A 19,836-nucleotide genomic window follows, 5' to 3' on the forward strand; every position below is an offset into this window, starting at 1 on the left:
GCTGCATCTTAGTTTTTATGCCTTCATTGTGTTTCTCGTTATTTTTTTCATAGATAATTTCAGTTAAGTACATAAAAAACACAGCTGCCGTGATTGGCAGCTGTGTTTTGTTCTATTATGGATTCAACGGATTGTCGCCGTTGTGAGGATCCATAGGGTTATTGTTTCTGTTCTGGTTCGGGTTGTTCAAGTTTGGCGGCGTGCCAGGGTTATGATTCTGGTTCGGATTGTTTAAGTTTGGCGGTGTGCCAGGATTTTGGTTCAGATTGTTCAAGTTTGGCGGTGTAGCAGGGTTCTGGTTGACCGGGTTGTTCTTTTTCATTTTCTGCTGCTGGACCGCTGCTTGGTCAATGCTGGTTTTTTCGATTTTCTCGTCGAACTTGGTCAGGTATTTTGAAGCGAAATTTTTGCCTCCAAGTCCAAATGCAAGTCCGAATGCGAGCGCCAATCCACCAAGGGTAAGGATGAAGGCTGCGTTCACGATGGCAGGTGCGACACCAAGCTGGTCAAGTGCCATGAAGACAGCGATGGTAATGATCGCATATTTTGCGACAGTTGCCAGCACATTTGATGAATCACCCTGCAGGATGCTGCTGAGTACTTTCTTCGCAAGACCGCCGAGCCATAGGCCGACACCAAGGATGACAATCGCGGCAATGACATGTGGAAGATATGCGATTACACCACGTGCAAGGTCGACGAAGAAATCAAGTTTTACGACATTCAGTGCTTCGGCTACAAACAAGAGGACAACGATGACCTGGACGATATAGCCGACGATTTCTGATAAGCTTAATGAGTTTGGACGGTTAGCATTGCTGCCTAGTCCCACTCCTTTAAAATAAGAATCGAAACCAATTCTTTTTAACAAATCAGCTGTGAATTTCTTCAGCCATTTTCCCAGCCACAGGCCAATCATGACAAGAATGATGGCAACGACGATATTCGGAATCATCGTCAGGATATCATTCAGCATCGCGATAGCGGGCTCGGAAATTCCTTCGACATCAAGGCGTTCAAGTGCAGCGATGACTGTTGGAATCAAAATCAATACGAAAGCAATCGTGCCAATCACTCGTGAAAGGCTTGTGCCTTCAAATAGTCGGGATAAGCCGAAACGCTGTACTAGTTTTTCCGTGCCAATGCTTTGCAAAAAGTTCGTCAGGATATCGCGGACGATTTTAGCGACAAAGTAGCCTATTAAAAGAATCAGTGCAGCACCGAATAGTTTAGGAATGAAGGAAAGGATTCCTGCAATCATGCTTTCAAATGGCTCTGAAACGCCGCGCAGATTAAGGGCTGACAGTACGGCCGGCAATGCCATCAGCAATACGAGATAGAAGACGATATTCGCAACCGTGTCTACCGCATTTGTTGTCTGCTGGTTGTCGACCGTAAGCTTGTACTTGCTTAGTTTTTCATGGACACCGAGCGTCTTGCCGCCTTTTTGGATCAGGAACTTCAGGCCTGATGCAATCAGCCAGGCAAATAACAGGATCAATCCGGCTTTCAGGATGTTAGGGATCGCTGCGGCAATCGTTGAGAACATTCCGATCAGCGGCTCAGTCAAAACATATAAATCTAAGATATTCAGGAACATGATGAAGACAAATACTAGAATTAAAATATAGACTATCTTACTGATGATTTTCTCCGCTGAATACTTCTTATTGTTCATGTTAGAAAAAAGCTTGTTATCGAGGCTGGTTTTCTGAAGCCCCTTGTACACAGCTTTTTCAATCAATTTTGCGACAAGCCATCCCACAAGCAGGACCGCAAGTGCAATCAGCACATTTGGCAGTTTGCCAAGAATGCTGTCCCAGCCATTGTAAAAATTATTGTTCAAACTTCTCACTCCTTATTTTAATTGGACCTTCATGGTGTTCTGCGAATGTTCAGGATAAGACCAAGAAGAGTTGCAGCTATACTTGTAAAAAGGTCCTAGTTAGCTAGCAAGCATACTTTAATCTACCCATTTGTTGCTGTTATAAACAAAGGGGAGTGTTGTTCCAATAGCAATATTATTGTTGAGTGAGTGAGAGAGGGTTTAGGTAGAATATGGATGTGAATTGATAGAAGGAGGGTTGTTTTAGAGGCAGACAGGTTAGTAGTTTGATCAGTGTGCAGCATGGAAAAAAAAAAACGGGCGCTGGGCCCGTTTTCTTCTATACTAAGCTTTCTTGGATCTCTTCAAATACATGTAAACCAAATATCCGGCAATCATGACGACACCAAGGACGATTGTCAGCATCGCGAAGTTTTCCTCGATGAATGGCATGGCCTTGTCGCCTAGTGCGACGATGATGGCTGCTTCAAGAAAGAAACGTGCACCGCGGCCGATGATTGACCAGATAATGAGTGTCGGAATCCTAACGTTGGAGATTCCTGAAAAAATCGTGAAGACTTTGTATGGGATAGGTGTAAAGCCAGCAATGAGGATGGCCATTGCACCGTATTTTTCAAAATAGCGTTCGACCAGGACAATTTTCTCTTCTTTTATAAAATATCGCAGGATTGGACGGCCGACTTTTTTACCGATATACCAGCCAAGCAGGGCGCCGAGTACGGAACCTGCCGTTGTGATGAAGGCGTACCAGAGGGCCTTGTCAGGATTGGCAATACCCATTGGAATCATCAAAACATCGGGAGGAATCGGGAAAAAGGAAGATTCCAGGAAAGACACGAAGAATAATCCCCATGAACCAAATTCAAGCAGCCATTCTTCAATCGCGTGGATCCATTCAGACATGAAACAGTATCTCCTTTGAGTTGTTATAGTATGTCTTGCAAAATAAACCTAGTTAGAAGTATACCATTTTTACTTCTGTTAGAGCCAACTATTTCAGCAAAGAGAGATTAACTGTGGCTTCATGTTTTATTTCATCAGGCAGGTTTGTTTATATGGAATTAAGGCACCCATTCTTTAATTTGAGGTTGAAAGTGGTAATCTATAAAAGGAATGTATTAAAAGAGGGAGTTGTTTATGGAATACATACTGTATTTGCTCCTGGGCGGATTGATCAGTGTCCTTTCAGGATTTTTCGGAGTAGGCGGAGGCTTTATCCTGACGCCGATTTTACTGTTGTTAGGCTTTTCGCCGCTTGAGGCAATCACAACCAGCTTATTTTTCACGGTGGGTACTTCGATTTCTGGGATTACCGCGCATATTCGCATGAAAAATATCCTCTGGAAAGAGGGGCTGACCATGGGGCTGAGCGGAATTGCCGCGACACAGCTGGCACGGCCGCTGGTTTATGCCCTGGAGGCGCGGGGCTGGGATGATATTGTCATTCCGTTCCTCTATATTGTGCTGCTTGCTTATTTTGCGATAAAGATGATTCGCCAGGGAAGGAAGAAGGATGAGGAAATCGCTGCACCAGCCGATTTTTCGCTGCCAAAGCTGTTGGCTGTTGGCTTCCTCGGAGGCTTCGTCTCGGCAACGCTCGGAGTGGGAGGAGGCTTCATCATCGTTCCGCTGATCATTACATCGCTCGGCTTCAATCCGAAAAAGGCAGTCGGAACGAGTCTGTTTGCGGTGCTGCTCATTGTCTCAGTAGGGTTCATATCCTATGCGGTCGATACGGATATCAATTACTTCATTGGTCTAATGCTGATTGCCGGTGCACTAGTCGGCTCCCAGTTCGGCGCAAGAATGACTTCCTATTTTGAAAACAAGGAAATGAACGCGATGCTTGGGATCCTTTATCTTGTCACGCTGGCAGGAGCGGTCCTGAAGCTTTTTGACCTGAATAAAACAGGCCTGGTGATCATGGGGATGTTCATACTGTACTTTTTTACAATGTCCATTCGTAAAATAAAGACAGAAAAGGCAAAGAAAAAAGGCTGACTCAGCCTTTTTTCTATTTATGCCTCAGAGGTGACTGGGTGCTTGATGAAAGGAGGAATCTCGAGTCCGGGACTCTTTCTGACAAAAAATGCACCATTTCTTTTAAATGGCTCCTGTTGATATGGGATATCACCTTGATCCGGTGTAAAGTGGAATTGAATGGTATCTGTATCTCCAAAGGAAGAAATAATGTCGTTCATGTTTACAGGGGCGGTGCAGATCACGTCATACAGTTGGACGGTCCTGTATTCTCTTATGAAAATTAAAATAGCGTCTGCTTCTGCAAGGTAGTATAGGTGGTCGTTATATACATTAAGGATATGGTACATTGTGATCCCGGCAGAATTGGCAGTCGCAAAGGCATTGGAAACTGGGACTCTGGTATAGATAAATTTTTCAATCATCTCAAGGTCCTCAGGAATTCTTAATTTCCTTAATGGCAGCGGATCAGTCCCCGTCAAAGTTTTCGTCGAGTATTGATGTTCCTCAACTTGTTCAAATCCAAATTTCGGATAAAAATTCAGCGCGCTGTCGTTGGCGAACAAGTACATTAAGTCATACTTTCCTTCGTATTCATCCAGAACATGGTTCATCAAGCAGGCTGACAGGCCTTTGTTCCGATACCGCGGATGGGTCATGACGGTGCCGATTTGCAGGGCTTTATGGCTTTTTCCCTCGATAACCAAATCAAGCTCGTTGACCGATACATTGGCGATAATTTGGTCGCCGTCTGCATAGGAATACGGGATGTACCTTTCTCCCCAATATCCGCGCTCATGCCAGCTCGTGAAATCAAGGCCGAAAATGTCGGCGGCAAGCTGGATAAAACTTTTTCTCAAAACTTCATTCTCACGGTAATGGCTTACTAGCATCATATATCAAAACTCCTGTCTCTCGAGGCAAACATATAGGTTTTATGATGGAATCGGATGCCATATATCAGCCCCATCGCGAGCATATTGCCCATAAGCGAGCTTCCGCCATAACTGATGAATGGCAGCGGGATGCCGGTAATCGGCAGCAGCTGGATCGTCATCCCGACATTCTGGAAAACATGGAAGGTGACCATGCTGATGACTCCCGCGCTGATGTAGGTATTGAATGGGTCATTTGTATCCAGGGCAGTCTTGGTCAGATGGTAGATTAGCAGGAAGTACAGGCTGATGACAAAACTGCCGCCCACAAAGCCGAATTCCTCGCCAATCACACTGAAAATAAAGTCTGTATGGCTTTCGGGAATATAGACCTCACTGCCATTGATCCCTTTTCCAGTCAACATGCCTGATCCAATTGCACTGAGGGATTTTAATAGATGATAACCGTATTCCGGGTAGCTATCAGGATCAAGCCAGGCATAAATGCGCCCAAACTGGTACGTTTTTACCCCTAAATATTTTTTCAGGAGCTCAGGCTTCCAGATGACGAGATACAGAATGCCGGCTCCAAATGCAGCCCCGCCGCCATAGAGCGGAAGGATGATTTTCCATGTGATGCCTGAAACAAGGATGATCCCGGTGAAAATGGCAAGCACGACGAGAGAGGTGCCCAGGTCAGGCTGGAGCATGATCATTCCAAGTGGCAAGGCGGTTATGAAACCAAGCTTGATGAAAAGCAGGAAATCTGTTTGAAGCGTCTTTACCGAATGTTTTTTATGATGGGCATAGATCGTGCTGCTAAGGGCAAGAATCAAGAAGACCTTCATGAATTCTGAGGGCTGGATCGAACCGAATGGCTCGATGAAGAACCAGCTTTTGGCCCCGTTTCGTTCTTCGGCGATACTGGCTGGAGCGAAAAACAGGAAGACAAGCAGGAACACCCCGAACCCGTACAAATACCATGAAAGTTTGCGGTATTGTTCACTGTCGAACATCATCACAACAGCGATGATCCCAGATCCGACGACATACCAGAATATTTGCTTGTATAAAAAATTCTGACCGACATACTGCCCTGTCTTTTGTGCGCTGTATATGGCGACGCAGCTGGTCAGAAAAAACAGCATTAAGAGGAGCGTCAACGTCCAATCAAATCTATCGAATTTTTTAATCGATTTCTCCATTTGCTACACCCTGTCCCATTCATTATTCCGGTGAATTTTGCTGCTTGCAGTTAGTTCTCGGGCTCACTGATCGGCAGTCTTACCATTTTATGCTAACGTAAAAGGATGATTCTTACAATCCCTGCCAAGGTAAGATATTCCTGTACCTATTAGACGATTTAATAGGCGGGTTAGTTTCTGATCAAAGCTGGATTCTTTTCGCGGAAAAGGTCGATAATAATTATGTTTTTGAAGAGTCAGAATAAGATATTTTCTGCCGTTTTTGTTAGAATGGAAGAAGTGTTATTTGTACGGAGCCGCTGGCAGTTTGCAGCTGAGAATTTTTCCGGGAGGTTTTGCCTTTGAAAAAGAACCATCCTTATAGCAGGGATATACTATACGTCCATTTGAACGAACGGGACCAGTACGTGCTCTCGCATGGGATCGAATTCCATGAATTCGCACGGGTCTTGTCTGATTCACTCAACCATTTGCTGCTGTTGAAGCATCGCTATGAGGATGGTGAGTTCAACAGACATACTTTATTTGAGTATGTACCTGAGGACAGCGTTGAAAAATTGGTCGGAGCGAATGTACATGCATACGGTGATTTTTGCTGGATCGATTTTGAGGAAGTGGAGGCATTGAATGTGCTGTCGGCCCATGAAATTGCTGAGCTTCTGTATCTCGGGCATATCAAGCATCATTTGAAACTGCCTTTTTATAATCAGCTTAATAATCGATTCGTGTTCCTCTCCACTGAAGATGGCTGGTTCAATAAAACCTATTACCGCAATCTCAATGACTTTTTCCGCATGCTTGGCCATGTCCTTTCAGGCAAGCTGGGGGAGATGAAGCCGGAAAAAACGCTGCTTGGGATCCGGAAAAAGAAATCCTATCCTTCCGTCAGCAAGGAAATCCTGAAATCATTGACGCCAGCCCTGAAGGAAGGGGCGGTGTTTTCGTTGAAAAACATCCAGCAAAGCCGCAACAGAATTGAAATCCCAATCTGGATCATTGGTGATTTTGCCAACATGGATGATATGCATGATGAATATAAAGAAGCCAGCCGAAGCACTCCGGATGGCAGGATTGTCTTCGATAAAAAAGCGAAAGAATGGAGCTTGCTTGCTCAATAACGTCGAAAAAACAAAATTTTTGGAGCAATTTTTGGCAAATCGTGTATAATTGGATTTAGCGGAAAATTACATAACAAATGAACAGGTGTCTTTTATAACAAGACTTAATAGGGAAGTTGGTGAAAATCCAACGCGGTCCCGCCACTGTAAATGGGAGCAAGCTGCAAATGCCACTGTACAAATGTATGGGAAGGCGCAGCGAGCATTGACCATGAGCCAGGAGACCTGCCTGTCCATTGCACCAGCAAACCTACGAGGATAGGGAGGTGCCGACAGGCTCTATGTCTTTTATGACGATAAAAACATTTGCTTACTCGGACATCTCCCCTTCAGGTGGAGATGTTTTTTTATTTATTGGCTCTGTTAAAGCCAAATGTTGTTTTTAAGCCCTGTTGATTGTAGTGGAAGGCGAAGCGCCTGGAACGAAAATCAACCAAGCAAAGCTTATTAGGAAATTGGAGGAGAAGCGAATGAAGAAGTTATTGATGTTGATCATGGCTGCAGTTATGATCCTGGCAGGATGCGGCACGGAAGCACAGCCAGAAAAGAAGGAAAGCGAAAAAACCGCGCAGGAGCAGAAGACGGGATTCCCTGTCACGGTAAAAGATGCGCTTGATCAAGAAGTCGTTATTGAAGAAAAACCTGAAAAGATCATTTCCTTGATCCCAAGCAACACGGAAATCGTTTATGCACTTGATAGCGGAGACGCGATTGTCGGTGTCACCGATTTCGATAATTATCCAGAAGATGTTATGGCAAAAGAAAAAGTCGGCGGCATGGAGTTTAATATCGAAAAAATGATTTTCCTTAAGCCAGACCTTGTCCTGGCACCTGGATCAACAGCGGACACTGCGAAAGAGGGTCTTCAGCAGTTGAAGGATGCGGGAATAGCTGTTGTTGTCGTGAATGATGCGCAGTCATTTGAAGAGGTATATCGATCCATCGAGATGATTGGCCAGGCCATTGGCGAGACAGATAAGGCAGATGAACTTATTGAGAATATGAAAAACAGTTTTGCGGAACTGAAGAAGAAAGCAGAAGCAATCAAACCGGAAGAGCAGAAAACGGTATTTGTCGAGGTTTCACCAGCGCCGGAAATCTACACTGCCGGCAAGAGTACTTTCATCAATGAAATGCTTGAGTTGATCGGCGCTAAGAATGCTGCTGGCGATATGGATGGCTGGGCGAAGGTTGACCCGGAAGCCATTGTTGAGCGTAATCCGGATGTCATTGTGACAACCTATGGATATTATACTGAAAACGCAGCTGATCAGGTTCTTGCGCGGCAGGGCTGGAATAATGTAAAAGCGGTCAAGGACCAGCGGGTATATGATGTCCATTCCGATCTCGTTACCCGTTCAGGTCCAAGGCTCGCTGAAGGAGCAGAGGAGCTTGCGAAAGCCATTTACCCGGACGTTTTTAAATAAAATAGGAATTGCCTATCTATTTGCGGCAGCATTCTTGGTCATCTCGATGCTGCTGGGCATCTCCATCGGAACTGTTTCCATCCCTGTACCCGCTATTATTGAGATTATTGGTGCTGAGATTTTCCGCTTTCAGGGACAGGGAATCGATCCGATGTATGCAAGTATCGTCATGGAAATCAGGCTGCCGCGTGTATTGCTGGCAGGGCTTGTCGGCGCATCGCTGGCAATTGCCGGTGCTGCCTTCCAGGGCCTGCTGCGCAATCCGCTGGCAGACCCTTACACGCTTGGGATTTCATCAGGTGCCTCCATCGGGGCAGTTATCACGCTGTTCTTTGGCATTTCATTGCCGCTGATCGGTGCCTTCACCTTGCCGGTGTTGACCATTTTATTTGCCTTTGCCACCGTCTTGTTTGTGTTGTTTTTTGCCCGGAAAGTCGACAGGCTGCTCAGGGTGGAGACAATCATTTTGACCGGAATTATCTTAAGTTCATTTCTAGGTTCTTTCATTTCTTTGATGATCGCCCTCTCCGGAGAAGAACTGAGGCAAATCATCGGCTGGCTGCTGGGCAGCGTGTCAATGCGCGGCTGGGAATACATTAAAATTATTTTTCCTTTCTTTATAATCGGATTGGTGATATTGCTTGCCAATACAAGGGAATTGAATGCCATGTCTTTTGGTGAGGAGCGCGCCCAGCACCTGGGTGTCAATGTCGAGCGCCGCAAGCTTCTGATTTTGCTGTCCGGTTCACTTTTAACAGGTTCAGCGGTTGCGGTTTCAGGGACGATCGGCTTTGTCGGTCTCGTCATCCCGCATCTGACAAGGACAGTCTGGGGACCGGACCATCGCCACTTGCTGCCGCTTTCTGTCCTGATCGGCAGCGGCTTCCTGATTCTCGCAGACCTGATATCAAGAACGATCATCGCCCCTTCTGAATTGCCGATCGGCGTGATCACAGCATTAATCGGTGCTCCGGTTTTTGCGTTTATTTTAATGAAAAATCGCAGGGAAAGAAGTGCTGGCCGATGATCACAGTGAAGAATTTGACAGGCGGATATGCAGGCGGCGAGGTGCTGAAAGGAATCTCCTTTGAGGTTGGCAAGGGTGAGTTATTCGGAATCCTTGGTCCAAACGGAAGTGGGAAAACCACGCTGTTAAAAATGATCAGCGGCGCTTTGGATTTCAGTGCAGGTGCCATTGAGCTGGACGGCCGGCCATTGACCCAGTATTCACCGAAGCAGCTTGCCAGGATGATGGCTGTCCTGCCGCAGCATTCCGACCAGGCCTTCCCTTATAGTGTAAAAGAAACTGTTTCGCTCGGGCGCTATGCCCACCAAAAGGGCTGGTTCCACAGCTGGAGTGAGGAAGATGAGCAGATTGTCCTGAAGGTGATGGACCAGACAGGAATCACCCAACTCCAGGAAAAATCAATCGTAGAACTATCCGGCGGCGAAAAACAACGAGTCTATCTCGCCCAGGCACTGGCCCAGCAGCCGAGGATCCTGCTGCTCGATGAACCTACGAATCATCTTGACCTAAGTTTTCAAAAAGAGCTGCTGGACCTTTTGAAAAAATGGGCATCCGAAGAGGAGCTTACGGTCGTATCCATTTTCCATGACTTGAATCTGGCATCTTTATATTGTGACAGGCTGCTGTTAATGAAAAACGGAGAGGTGTTGATTGTCGACTCTCCTGTTGAAGTGTTAAAAGAAGAACGGATTAAGAGTGTTTATAAAACGCAAATCAAAAACCATCCGCATCCGGAAATCGCCAAGCCTCAATTGCTGCTCGTGCCGGAAACCGAGAGCGATCATGACGGTGTTTTTAAAATAGACGACAGATTTCTTGATGTGGGGCACGACCGTATCATCCTGCAGTCACCAGTAAAGTTGAGGACGATGTCTTCGGGAATTACCGGTGCCGGGATTGGATGGCACAGTTCGTTCGTGCATCGTGTTGTCCCGATGGAGTATGACTGCAGCGACCATAAGGCGGAGATGGCTCAGTACTTGCAGGACAAGAGATTCCTTCCAAGCGAAACGGTGGGGATGATGACGGCTGTTCCTGTTGAAACAGCATCATATCGCTCTTTTGAGACTGAGGGAATGTCGATTTTTATTATTGTCTCCGCAGGCAGCACCCATCGGGACAGCCCCCGGAATATCAATACCTGGCTGTTCATTAACGGCAGGATTTCTGAGGAGGCGTTTATCCAGAGCGCAATGACGGCGGCAGAAGCAAAAATAAGCGTCCTGCAGGAACTGGAAGGGAGCGGACCTGGATTTGCCGGCCAGCCAGCAGGCATTTCCACGGACAGTATCTGCATTGCCGCAACACAGCAAGGTGAAGAAATTTCCTATGCAGGCACTGCAACGCCTCTCGGCAAGCTAATCAGCGAGGGGATTTACACCTGCACAAAGGAAGCAATCCTAAACTATAGAAACAGCAAAAGCGCATTTAAGCTTCAATGAAGGAAACCGTTCACTTCGTCTCGAATTTATTCACAGAGGTGATGAGAATGGAAATGAAAATGGGCTATGTCATTCTATATGTTTCCAATCTGGAAAAAACAAAGCATTTTTACGGTGAGCTGCTAGGGCTTAAACTTCGAAATGAATTTGGGACCTACATCGAATATGAAACGGGTAACACCGTGCTGTCGATGAACACGAGAGAAAGCGGCCGTGAGATCACGACGCTGCCAATCCCGGATGGAATAAGGAAGGAACAAACCTTCGAGCTCGGATTCGTAACAGAGGACGTGAAGGACGCAGTAGAAAAACTGCGGGCCGCCGGAGTCCCAATCCTGCTCGAGCCAACCGAAAAACCATGGGGCCAGGTCGTCGCCTATGCAGCCGACCCGGATGGGCACTATATTGAAATATGCACTCCGATTGGTTGATAAAATCCCTGCAGCTCTAGAGCTGCAGGGATTTTTTTAAGCTCGGATTCGGGGAGAAATGTTACATAGAAAAGTATACAAATCAAAGCCTCCTAAATCCCCATAACAAATATTCCTTTTAAAAACCTTCAAGAAGCAGAACATGAATTGCGATTTTACATTTTAAGGTTTTTATCTTACCTGTATGAAAAATGAAGAATACCGTCGAATCTGTAAGAAAAGGAAACATTATAGCGCTTACATTATAAGTTGCGACTTCGGGGAGATGTGTTATGATAATTCCTGTTTGTAACGGACCCGGCTTGCTTGAGAGTAGGAAGCCACAAAATAATATTAAGGGGTGTTTACTTGAATACTAATACAATTAAAGAACAATGGTTTGGCAATGTGAAAGGAGATATCCTTGCGGGGATCGTCGTTGCGCTTGCTTTGATTCCTGAAGCGATCGCCTTTTCGATTATTGCTGGTGTTGACCCGATGGTAGGACTTTACGCCTCATTCGCTATTGCTGTGACAATCGCGATTGTCGGCGGCCGTCCTGGTATGATTTCAGCTGCGACCGGTGCGATGGCGCTGTTGATGGTGACACTTGTTGCTGACCATGGTTTACAATATTTAATGGCTGCTACGATTTTGACAGGTCTCCTGCAGATTCTGTTTGGTGTGTTTAAATTGGCAAGGTTCATGAAGTTCATTCCGCGTTCCGTCATGATTGGCTTCGTTAACGCACTTGCGATTTTGATTTTCATGGCGCAGCTTGAGCAATTTGTAGACGCCACATGGGTGATGTATGCGATGGTAGCCGGTGCGCTGGCGATCATTTATCTTTTTCCGCGCATTACAAAGGCAGTTCCATCACCACTTGTCGCAATCATCGTGATTACTGTAATTGCCTTGATGACCAAGAGTGATGTGAGGACTGTGGGCGATATGGGTACACTTACTTCTACTCTTCCATCATTCCTGATTCCTGATGTACCATTCAACCTGGAAACGTTAAAAATCATCTTCCCATATTCAATCGCTCTGGCGATTGTCGGCTTGCTTGAATCGTTGCTGACAGCATCGATCGTTGATGATATGACGGATACTTCTAGTGATAAAAATAAAGAAAGCCGCGGCCAGGGGATCGCGAACATTGTTGCCGGATTATTCGGCGGCATGGCAGGCTGCGCAATGATCGGCCAATCCGTAATAAATGTTAAATCTGGCGGCCGAGGCAGATTGTCTGCCTTCGTTGCTGGTACTTTCTTGATGTTCCTGATTATTGTTTTAGGAAACATTGTTGTTCAAATTCCGATGGCTGCCCTTGTTGGCGTCATGATCATGGTATCAATCGGAACATTCGACTGGTCATCCATCAAAGGCATAGCAAAGACGCCTGTTACCGATTCAATCGTCATGGTCGTCACAACGGTTACGACTGTGTTCACTCATGACCTTTCAAAAGGTGTATTTGCCGGAATCATCTTGAGCGCGATCTTCTTCGTAGCGAAGATCTCTAAGGTGAAAGTTACATCAACATTTGATGTGGCTGCAGACCGCCGCACGTATTTTGTAACAGGACAAGTATTCTTTGCATCTGTTACGGATTTAATTGAATCATTCGATTTGAAAGAAGTTGCAAAGGAAGTCGTGATCGACTTGACTCATGCCCATGTTTGGGACGATTCAGCGGTTGCGGCCATCGATAAAATCGTCATCAAACTAAGGGAAAGTGGAACCTTAGTCCGCCTGCATGGACTGAATGAACCGAGCTCCCACTTGATTGACAAACTAGCCGTTCACAAACAGGAAGGCGCCAAGCTTTCCGGACATTAATTAATAATTTTTCAGGAAGCACGTTGACGAATCAGCGTGCTTTCTTTATATATTAGATAATGGAAATTAATGTAGGAGGAATGGCATGTTTAAAAGAATCTTGCTGGCATCAGATGGTTCTGACCATTCAGTGCGCGCGGCAAAAAAAGCAGTGGAATTAGCAAAGCTTAGCGGCGATAGTGAAATCACTGTTGTGTATGTTGTCGATGGGCAGACTTCCAAGGAAGATGTCCTGCACAATCCTGACCGAACTGTCGTTGAAGAAAAAAGAAAAATCAGGCTCCAGCCGGTAACAAACATGCTTGAAGAGGAACAATTGAATTTCAGGTATGAAAAATTGCTCGGTGAACCAGGACCGGCCATTGTCGACTATGCCAACAAGAATTCATTCGATGTCGTCGTCGTCGGCAGCCGCGGTTTGAACGGCCTGCAGGAAATGGTCCTTGGCAGCGTCAGCCACAAAGTCGCAAAACGAGTAAAAGCACCAGTATTGATCGTAAAATAACCAGCGTTCAGGGCAACCTGAGCGTTTTTCTTTTTTATAGAGTAATAGGGCGGTATTTTACATTTTCTAGTTGAGGTCTCATTAATATAGCGAAAATCCAATTAATATAGCTAATTGGAAATTTTACCCGATTTTTTCCAGCTGAATTATGAAATGTTGTTAAGAGATTTAATCACTCACAGAATTATTAAGTAATTCATATGGTAAATTAGGCGCTGAAATTGGGTTAGTTTCCTAATAGTAGTGATTAATAAGGTAACTTATTCACTGAATGCTAACTTTTAAGTCCAAGGCAGGTTTCATGCTGAAAAAACAGGAAATAGTATAGCTTGAAGGCTTTTTCGCATTGATTGTTGCTTTTCGTACAGAAACATTTATTCGCATTCAGATCGGATATGCGGTGATATTTGTGTTAACCCAAAACCCGGTTTTTACTTTGGGTGAGAAAGCAATAAAGTTTTGCATAAAGAGCTTTATTAAAAATTGATAACAATTCCGTAATTTAAAAATAAAGTGGTAAAATAGGAAGCGGAAAGTGGAGCCAGATTGAATTTATTGGAGGTCTATTTTTATGAAGACAAGAATCGGGCTGCTGTACGGCGGCAAATCGGCTGAACATAAAGTATCGATGCAGACAGCATTGGCTGTGACGAAAGCATTGGATTTTGAAAAATTCGAGATTTATCCTATATACATAACGGAGGAAGGAGAATGGGTCAAGGGTCCTCAGCTCGGCGCTCCTGCAGAGAATGTCAAGGCGCTTGAGTTTAACGATCACTCAAATCTGCCGACTCCTTCATTCACACCAGCATTGTTCCAGGCAGGCGGTGAAGAATCCAACCAGACTCTTGATGTCATTTTCCCATTGTTGCATGGACCGAACGGTGAAGATGGTACGGTTCAAGGCTTGCTGGAATTATTGAACCTGCCATATGTTGGCAATGGCGTCCTTGCCTCAGCAGCAGGCATGGATAAAATCGTCATGAAAAATGTATTTGCACAGGCGGGACTTCCTCAGGTGGACTATGTGGCCGCTCTGCGAAGCGAATGGGAAAAAGACAGCGAAAAGGTATACGGCCTTGTTGAAGAAAGACTTGGCTATCCTTGCTTTGTAAAGCCTGCAAACCTTGGATCCAGCGTGGGAATCAGCAAGGCATCCAATAAACAGGAGCTTGAGGAAGCCTTCAAAGAGGCGTTCCAATTCGACCGTAAAATCATTATTGAACAGGGTGTCGTCGCCCGTGAAATCGAAATTGGTGTGCTTGGGAACGATGAACCAGAGTGCTCAGTCGTTGGTGAAATCGTCCCCAAAAAAGATTTCTATGATTACAAAGCAAAATATGAAGATGGCGATACAGCGATGATCATCCCTGCTGAAATCACAGAACAGCAATATGCTGATCTAAAAGAAATGGCCATTACTGCGTTCAAAGCACTAGACTGCTCAGGTCTCGTCCGGGCTGACTTTTTCCTTACCAAGGATGGCCAGCTGCTGATTAACGAGGTTAACACAATGCCTGGCTTCACACCATTCAGCATGTTCCCGCTCTTGTGGAAGCATACAGGTGTCGAATATCCGCAGCTGATTGAAAAGCTAGTGAACCTTGGAATGGAACGCCACGCTGAAAAGCAGAAGATAAAATATACATTTTAACCGATAAATCAACCAGGGAGACACGGCGGCGGCGGTGTTCTCTTTTCGAATAAGAAAGCATAAAATTCAATTCAAGAATTGTCCAGCTCCAGCGCCTAGCCCCTCGAGTCGCTTCGGTCCGCCCGATGAAGTCAAAGGACGACTTCACCGGTCAGCCCTCCAGCGCTTGTCGGTGCTGACCAAGGCGCTTGCGCTTTTCTATTGGGAGGAAATAAAAATGATCCAAAAACCACTATCAGAAATCGCCCAAATGGCAGGAGCGCTTAATGATGTAAGTGAATTTGCTGATGTAGAGGTGAAGGGTGTTTCGATCGACACTCGTAAAATCGAGGCAGGAAACCTGTTTGTTCCGTTTAAAGGAGCTAGGACAGATGGACATAAATTTGTGGCTGACGTCATCAAAAATGGTGGAGCTTCAGCGGCGCTCTGGCAAAAGGATGTGCCGAATCCTCCAGAAGGCCTGCCAATCATCATCGTTGAAGACACGACGATTGCCTTGCAGGAGTTATCAAGAAGCTACCGTAATTCACTCGACATCAAGGTTGTCGGGATTACCGGCAGCAATGGGAAAACGACGACCAAGGACATGACAGCGAATCTGCTTGCCCAGAAATACAAGGTCCAAAAAACAGAAGGAAACTTCAATAACCACCTTGGCCTGCCGTTGACTCTTCTTCGTTTGCGTGAAGATACAGAGGTTGCTGTGCTTGAAATGGGCATGAGCAGCAAGGGCGAAATTGAGTTTTTAACAAAATTGGGCCGACCTGATGCGGTGATCATCACGAATATCGGAGAATCTCACTTGCTTGACCTTGGTTCAAGAGAAGCGATTGCGGATGCAAAACTGGAGATCATCGATGGCCTCCAGGAGAACGGGCTGATCATTTTCCATGGAGACGAGCCGCTTCTTCAGGAAAGGCTGAAGGATTACAAAGGGAATGGGGAACTGAAAACGTTTGGTGCGAGCCCTGATAACTACCTTTATCCGCTCAGCATCGAGCCGATGGAAAATGGCAATAAGTTCAAGACAAACCTTGTTGATGAAACTTTTTATCTGCCGGTACTCGGAAACCATAATATCCTGAATGCGCTGGCAGCTATGCTTGCGGCAGAATTCCTGGGCGTTCCTTTTGAAAAAATGAATGATGGTTTTGCAGGCTTGAAGCTGACAAATATGAGGATGGAACTTTCCGAAGGCGCTCATGGCGAAAAAATCATCAATGATGCCTACAATGCAAGCCCGACATCCATGAATGCAGCAATAGACCTTGTTGCCAATTTGTCAGGATATAGCCGTAAAATCCTTGTGCTTGGTGACATGCTCGAGCTTGGGCCTCTTGAGGAGGAATATCATTACAAGGTTGGGACATCGCTTGAACCAGGAAAAATCGATTACGTTTTCACCTTTGGCAAACTGAGCGAATCCATTGCCAAAGGCGCAAAAGAAGTACTTGGCGATGACAGGGCATTTGCTTTCCAGGATAAGCAGCAGTTAAGCAATGAACTGAAGAAGTACGTAACAGACGAAACCATTGTCCTCGTAAAAGCATCACGCGGCATGGCGCTCGAAGAAGTCGTCCATGCATTGCAGAAGTAATCTACAACATGAAGATGTCCGTTCAGCTGGGCATCTTTTTGTTCTTTTTAAAAAGGCATTTTCGAGGAAAATCTGGGTTAAATGATTTAAAATGGGGAAAGATTAAATACGAGAAAAACTAATGGGTGATTGGTTATGATAGGTTGTCTGTTAATCCATGGTTTTACGGGGTCTCCGTTTGAAGTGGAGCCACTTGCCCAGTCGCTGAAAGAGAGAACCGATTGGAAAATAGTTGTTCCTACCCTGCCTGGCCATGGCAATGAGCTCAATTTAAAGGGAATCAAGCATAATGAGTGGATTGACCATGCCGAAAACGAGCTGAAGGCGTTATTGAAAGAATGTGACACCGTCTATGTTGTCGGTTTTTCAATGGGTGGCCTGATTGCCAGCTATCTCGCCTCGAATTATCCGGTTGATAAACTCGTCCTGCTCAGTGCGGCTGCTTATTATGTGAACCCTAAACAGCTTGCGTTCGATATCAAGGAAATGATGAAAGACACGTTAAAAGGGAATCTTAAAGAAAACGAGTTATTCAGGCGTTATACACGAAAAATCAAAGAAACACCCATGACCGCTACCTTGCAGTTTCGCAGGCTTGTAACTAAAATCAAGCCTATTCTCAACGATGTTAAGGTGCCAACCCTGATCGCACAAGGCGAGAGTGACGGCATTGTTCCCCCGAAAAGCGCCCATTACTTATATGAAAATATTGGCGCTGATGATAAAAGGCTGATTTTTTATAAGAACTCCAAACATCTGATCTGTCATTGTGATGAAAAAGAACACCTATTTGACGAGGTATACGATTTTTTGACCTCCGATGCAAAAGCAGGAATCAATAGTTAAGGCGATTCCACAAAAATTGCTTTTCCTTCCTAAAGATGGTATCATGAATATTGAGTGTCTAACTGAGAAAATCCTTTAAGCGGACATACTCCCGTGCTGGAGAATGTCTTTTTTTGCTAATATTTCAGGTTCTGTGCTTCAGCGTATTGTAATTGCTGATTCAGCCCTGTTTAAAACACAAGGTGCAAACACCTATTTTGCCGCATAGGTACGATAAAATTGACCAGAATCAGAAATGGTTTGGATCCTTAAACAGCCACTTAAAATAACGATGCATCGGAAGAACCGGTGCGGGATAAATGTGAACAAAAAGGAGAATGAGCAAAGTTGACAATGTTTCAAGACATGGGCATTAGCCCCGCAACATTAAAAGCTGTAAAGAATATGGGTTTTGAGGAAGCAACTCCAATTCAGGCAGAGACGATTCCAATCAGCCTTCAGAATAAAGACGTGATTGGCCAGGCGCAGACAGGTACTGGTAAGACTGCTGCTTTCGGTATTCCTCTAGTGGAAAAAATCAAGAAAGAAAACCATAATATCCAGGGAATCATCATCGCGCCAACTCGTGAATTGGCCATCCAGGTTTCCGAGGAATTATATAAAATCGGTGCTGGCAAGAGAGTGGGCGTTCTTGCAATCTACGGCGGCCAGGATATCAACCGCCAGATCCGCGCATTGAAAAAAGGGCCTCACATCATCGTGGGTACGCCAGGACGACTTCTTGACCACATCAACAGAAAGACAATCCGTCTTGATAATGTGGAAACTGTGATCCTTGACGAAGCAGATGAAATGCTGAACATGGGCTTCATCGAAGATATCGAATCTATCCTTGCGAAAATCCCTAGCGAACGCCAGACATTATTGTTCTCGGCAACTATGCCAGGACCAATCCGCAAGATCGCTGAGCGCTTCATGAAGGACCCAGAGGTTGTTCGTGTCAAAGCGAAGGAAATGACAGTTCCATTGATTGAGCAATTCTATGTAGAAGTTCAGGAGAAGAACAAGTTCGATGTTCTTACACGACTTCTTGATATCCAATCTCCAGAATTAGCAATCATCTTCGGACGCACGAAGCGCCGTGTTGATGAGCTTGCTGAAGCGTTGAACCTGCGCGGCTATACTGCTGAAGGAATCCACGGTGACCTTACGCAGGCGAAGCGTATGTCTGTTTTAAGAAAGTTCAAGGAAGGTTCAATCGATGTGCTTGTTGCGACAGACGTGGCAGCTCGTGGACTTGATATTTCTGGAGTAACACATGTATACAACTTCGATATCCCTCAGGATCCTGAAAGCTATGTACACCGTATCGGACGTACTGGCCGTGCAGGTAAAGAGGGTATGGCGATCACATTCGTTACACACAGAGAGACTTCTTACCTTCATGTAGTCGAAAAGACAACTAAACGCCGCATGGAAAAAATGACTGCTCCAACCTTGGACCAAGCGCTTGAAGGCCAGCAAAGAGCAGTTGTTGACAAGATTACACAAACAATCGAGTCAAACAACCTTCAATACTACCGCCAGGCTGCAGATGAGCTATTGAAAAATCATGATGCTCAAACAGTCGTTGCTTCCGTATTGAAAATGCTGACTAAAGAGCCTGATACAACTCCTGTTAAGCTTACTGAGGAAAAACCTCTTCCAAACAGAAGAGACAAAAAGCCTCAAGGAGACCGCAGAAGATACGATAACAGAGGCGGCGATGGACGCAATAAAAAGCCTTATAAGCCACGCTCTGGAACAAAACGCACAGGTGGCGGCGGCAGCAGAGAAGGCAGCAGTTACAAATCAAGACCTTCACGTTAATAATGACGAACAAATCCCCGATTCCAAAAAGAATCGGGGATTTTTTATGGCCAGAATGCAAAATGGATGAGTTTTTTTGTTAATGGGTGTGAATAAAAGGGGGTAAGACTCTTTTGGAATGATATCGACCACATTTCGGAATATATCAGCGAATTTTAAAATATATCGACCACATTCCGGAATATATCAGCGGATTTTGAAATATATCGACCATATTCCAAAATATATCGACCAACCGGGAATTTCTCCTCTC

General features: G+C 45.2%; 16 protein-coding genes and 1 riboswitch. Of the genes, 12 read left to right on the forward strand and 4 right to left on the reverse strand.

Going from position 1 to position 19,836, the window contains the following annotated elements; translation table 11 throughout:
* Positions 1–115 precede the first annotated feature (115 nt).
* Both RH061_RS01220 and RH061_RS01225 read right to left on the reverse strand, forming a co-directional pair.
* Positions 116–1,846, reverse strand: a complete 1,731-nt coding sequence (locus tag RH061_RS01220; protein ID WP_311073373.1) for a mechanosensitive ion channel — start codon at positions 1,844–1,846, stop codon at positions 116–118.
* A 324-nt stretch (positions 1,847–2,170) separates the two neighbouring features.
* Positions 2,171–2,749 carry a YqaA family protein gene (locus RH061_RS01225; RefSeq protein WP_311073374.1) on the reverse strand — a complete coding sequence of 193 codons (579 nt, stop codon included), beginning with the start codon at positions 2,747–2,749 and terminating at the stop codon, positions 2,171–2,173.
* Positions 2,750–2,983: 234 nt separating this feature from the next.
* Here RH061_RS01225 and RH061_RS01230 point away from each other — a divergent pair, with 234 nt between their 5' ends.
* The gene (locus RH061_RS01230; RefSeq protein WP_311073375.1) at positions 2,984–3,847 is read left to right on the forward strand and encodes a sulfite exporter TauE/SafE family protein; all 864 of its coding nucleotides are present in this window, start codon (positions 2,984–2,986) and stop codon (positions 3,845–3,847) included.
* A gap of 17 nt (positions 3,848–3,864) precedes the next feature.
* Here the strand turns inward: RH061_RS01230 and RH061_RS01235 are convergent, their stop codons facing one another.
* Both RH061_RS01235 and RH061_RS01240 read right to left on the reverse strand, forming a co-directional pair.
* Positions 3,865–4,722 (reverse strand): GNAT family N-acetyltransferase, encoded by an 858-nt coding sequence (locus tag RH061_RS01235; protein ID WP_311073376.1) that lies wholly within the window; start codon positions 4,720–4,722, stop codon positions 3,865–3,867.
* Positions 4,719–5,906, reverse strand: a complete 1,188-nt coding sequence (locus tag RH061_RS01240; RefSeq protein WP_311073377.1) for an FtsW/RodA/SpoVE family cell cycle protein — start codon at positions 5,904–5,906, stop codon at positions 4,719–4,721. The genes RH061_RS01235 and RH061_RS01240 overlap by 4 nt, the downstream gene beginning before the upstream one ends.
* Before the next feature lie 341 nt (positions 5,907–6,247).
* Between RH061_RS01240 and RH061_RS01245 the strand changes: the two genes are divergently transcribed.
* The 11 genes from RH061_RS01245 to RH061_RS01295 all read left to right on the forward strand — a co-directional run bounded on the left by RH061_RS01245 (position 6,248) and on the right by RH061_RS01295 (position 19,583).
* Positions 6,248–7,024 carry a hypothetical protein gene (locus RH061_RS01245; RefSeq protein ID WP_311073378.1) on the forward strand — a complete coding sequence of 259 codons (777 nt, stop codon included), beginning with the start codon at positions 6,248–6,250 and terminating at the stop codon, positions 7,022–7,024.
* A 66-nt stretch (positions 7,025–7,090) separates the two neighbouring features.
* Positions 7,091–7,271, forward strand: a riboswitch (cobalamin riboswitch).
* A 223-nt stretch (positions 7,272–7,494) separates the two neighbouring features.
* On the forward strand, positions 7,495–8,451 hold the full coding sequence (locus RH061_RS01250) for an ABC transporter substrate-binding protein (protein WP_311073379.1): 957 nt from the start codon (positions 7,495–7,497) through the stop codon (positions 8,449–8,451).
* Entirely contained in the window at positions 8,417–9,478 is a 1,062-nt protein-coding gene (locus tag RH061_RS01255) for a FecCD family ABC transporter permease (protein WP_311073380.1), read from the forward strand. Before RH061_RS01250 ends, RH061_RS01255 begins: the two co-directional genes overlap by 35 nt.
* The gene (locus RH061_RS01260) at positions 9,475–10,920 is read left to right on the forward strand and encodes a heme ABC transporter ATP-binding protein (protein ID WP_311073381.1); all 1,446 of its coding nucleotides are present in this window, start codon (positions 9,475–9,477) and stop codon (positions 10,918–10,920) included. Before RH061_RS01255 ends, RH061_RS01260 begins: the two co-directional genes overlap by 4 nt.
* A gap of 47 nt (positions 10,921–10,967) precedes the next feature.
* A complete protein-coding gene (locus tag RH061_RS01265) occupies positions 10,968–11,351 on the forward strand; it encodes a VOC family protein (RefSeq protein WP_311073382.1) in 384 nt (127 codons plus the stop codon).
* 348 nt (positions 11,352–11,699) lie between these two features.
* On the forward strand, positions 11,700–13,172 hold the full coding sequence (locus tag RH061_RS01270) for a SulP family inorganic anion transporter (protein WP_311073383.1): 1,473 nt from the start codon (positions 11,700–11,702) through the stop codon (positions 13,170–13,172).
* Positions 13,173–13,257: 85 nt separating this feature from the next.
* The gene (locus tag RH061_RS01275) at positions 13,258–13,677 is read left to right on the forward strand and encodes a universal stress protein (RefSeq protein ID WP_311073385.1); all 420 of its coding nucleotides are present in this window, start codon (positions 13,258–13,260) and stop codon (positions 13,675–13,677) included.
* A gap of 571 nt (positions 13,678–14,248) precedes the next feature.
* Positions 14,249–15,331: a D-alanine--D-alanine ligase gene (locus tag RH061_RS01280; RefSeq protein ID WP_311073386.1), complete on the forward strand. Its 1,083-nt coding sequence runs from the start codon at positions 14,249–14,251 to the stop codon at positions 15,329–15,331.
* A gap of 217 nt (positions 15,332–15,548) precedes the next feature.
* Positions 15,549–16,928: a UDP-N-acetylmuramoyl-tripeptide--D-alanyl-D-alanine ligase gene (locus RH061_RS01285; protein ID WP_311073387.1), complete on the forward strand. Its 1,380-nt coding sequence runs from the start codon at positions 15,549–15,551 to the stop codon at positions 16,926–16,928.
* 135 nt (positions 16,929–17,063) lie between these two features.
* The gene (locus RH061_RS01290; protein WP_311073389.1) at positions 17,064–17,774 is read left to right on the forward strand and encodes an alpha/beta hydrolase; all 711 of its coding nucleotides are present in this window, start codon (positions 17,064–17,066) and stop codon (positions 17,772–17,774) included.
* 327 nt (positions 17,775–18,101) lie between these two features.
* Complete coding sequence (locus tag RH061_RS01295; protein WP_311073391.1) at positions 18,102–19,583, forward strand: degradosome RNA helicase CshA; 1,482 nt, start codon at positions 18,102–18,104, stop codon at positions 19,581–19,583.
* Positions 19,584–19,836 lie beyond the last annotated feature (253 nt).

The sequence above is a fragment of the Mesobacillus jeotgali genome, from assembly GCF_031759225.1.
Classification (GTDB): domain Bacteria; phylum Bacillota; class Bacilli; order Bacillales; family Cytobacillaceae; genus Mesobacillus; species Mesobacillus jeotgali_B.

Bases quoted from the DNA above. Each gene is read 5' to 3' on its own strand.
- RH061_RS01285 (WP_311073387.1), top strand. From the start codon at position 15,549: ATGATCCAAAAACCACTATCAGAAATCGCCCAAATGGCAGGAGCGCTT.
- RH061_RS01290 (WP_311073389.1), top strand. From the start codon at position 17,064: ATGATAGGTTGTCTGTTAATCCATGGTTTTACGGGGTCTCCGTTTGAA.
- RH061_RS01240 (WP_311073377.1), bottom strand. From the start codon at position 5,906: ATGGAGAAATCGATTAAAAAATTCGATAGATTTGATTGGACGTTGACG.
- RH061_RS01280 (WP_311073386.1), top strand. From the start codon at position 14,249: ATGAAGACAAGAATCGGGCTGCTGTACGGCGGCAAATCGGCTGAACAT.
- RH061_RS01265 (WP_311073382.1), top strand. From the start codon at position 10,968: ATGGAAATGAAAATGGGCTATGTCATTCTATATGTTTCCAATCTGGAA.
- RH061_RS01275 (WP_311073385.1), top strand. From the start codon at position 13,258: ATGTTTAAAAGAATCTTGCTGGCATCAGATGGTTCTGACCATTCAGTG.
- RH061_RS01260 (WP_311073381.1), top strand. From the start codon at position 9,475: ATGATCACAGTGAAGAATTTGACAGGCGGATATGCAGGCGGCGAGGTG.
- RH061_RS01230 (WP_311073375.1), top strand. From the start codon at position 2,984: ATGGAATACATACTGTATTTGCTCCTGGGCGGATTGATCAGTGTCCTT.
- RH061_RS01250 (WP_311073379.1), top strand. From the start codon at position 7,495: ATGAAGAAGTTATTGATGTTGATCATGGCTGCAGTTATGATCCTGGCA.
- RH061_RS01225 (WP_311073374.1), bottom strand. From the start codon at position 2,749: ATGTCTGAATGGATCCACGCGATTGAAGAATGGCTGCTTGAATTTGGT.
- RH061_RS01235 (WP_311073376.1), bottom strand. From the start codon at position 4,722: ATGATGCTAGTAAGCCATTACCGTGAGAATGAAGTTTTGAGAAAAAGT.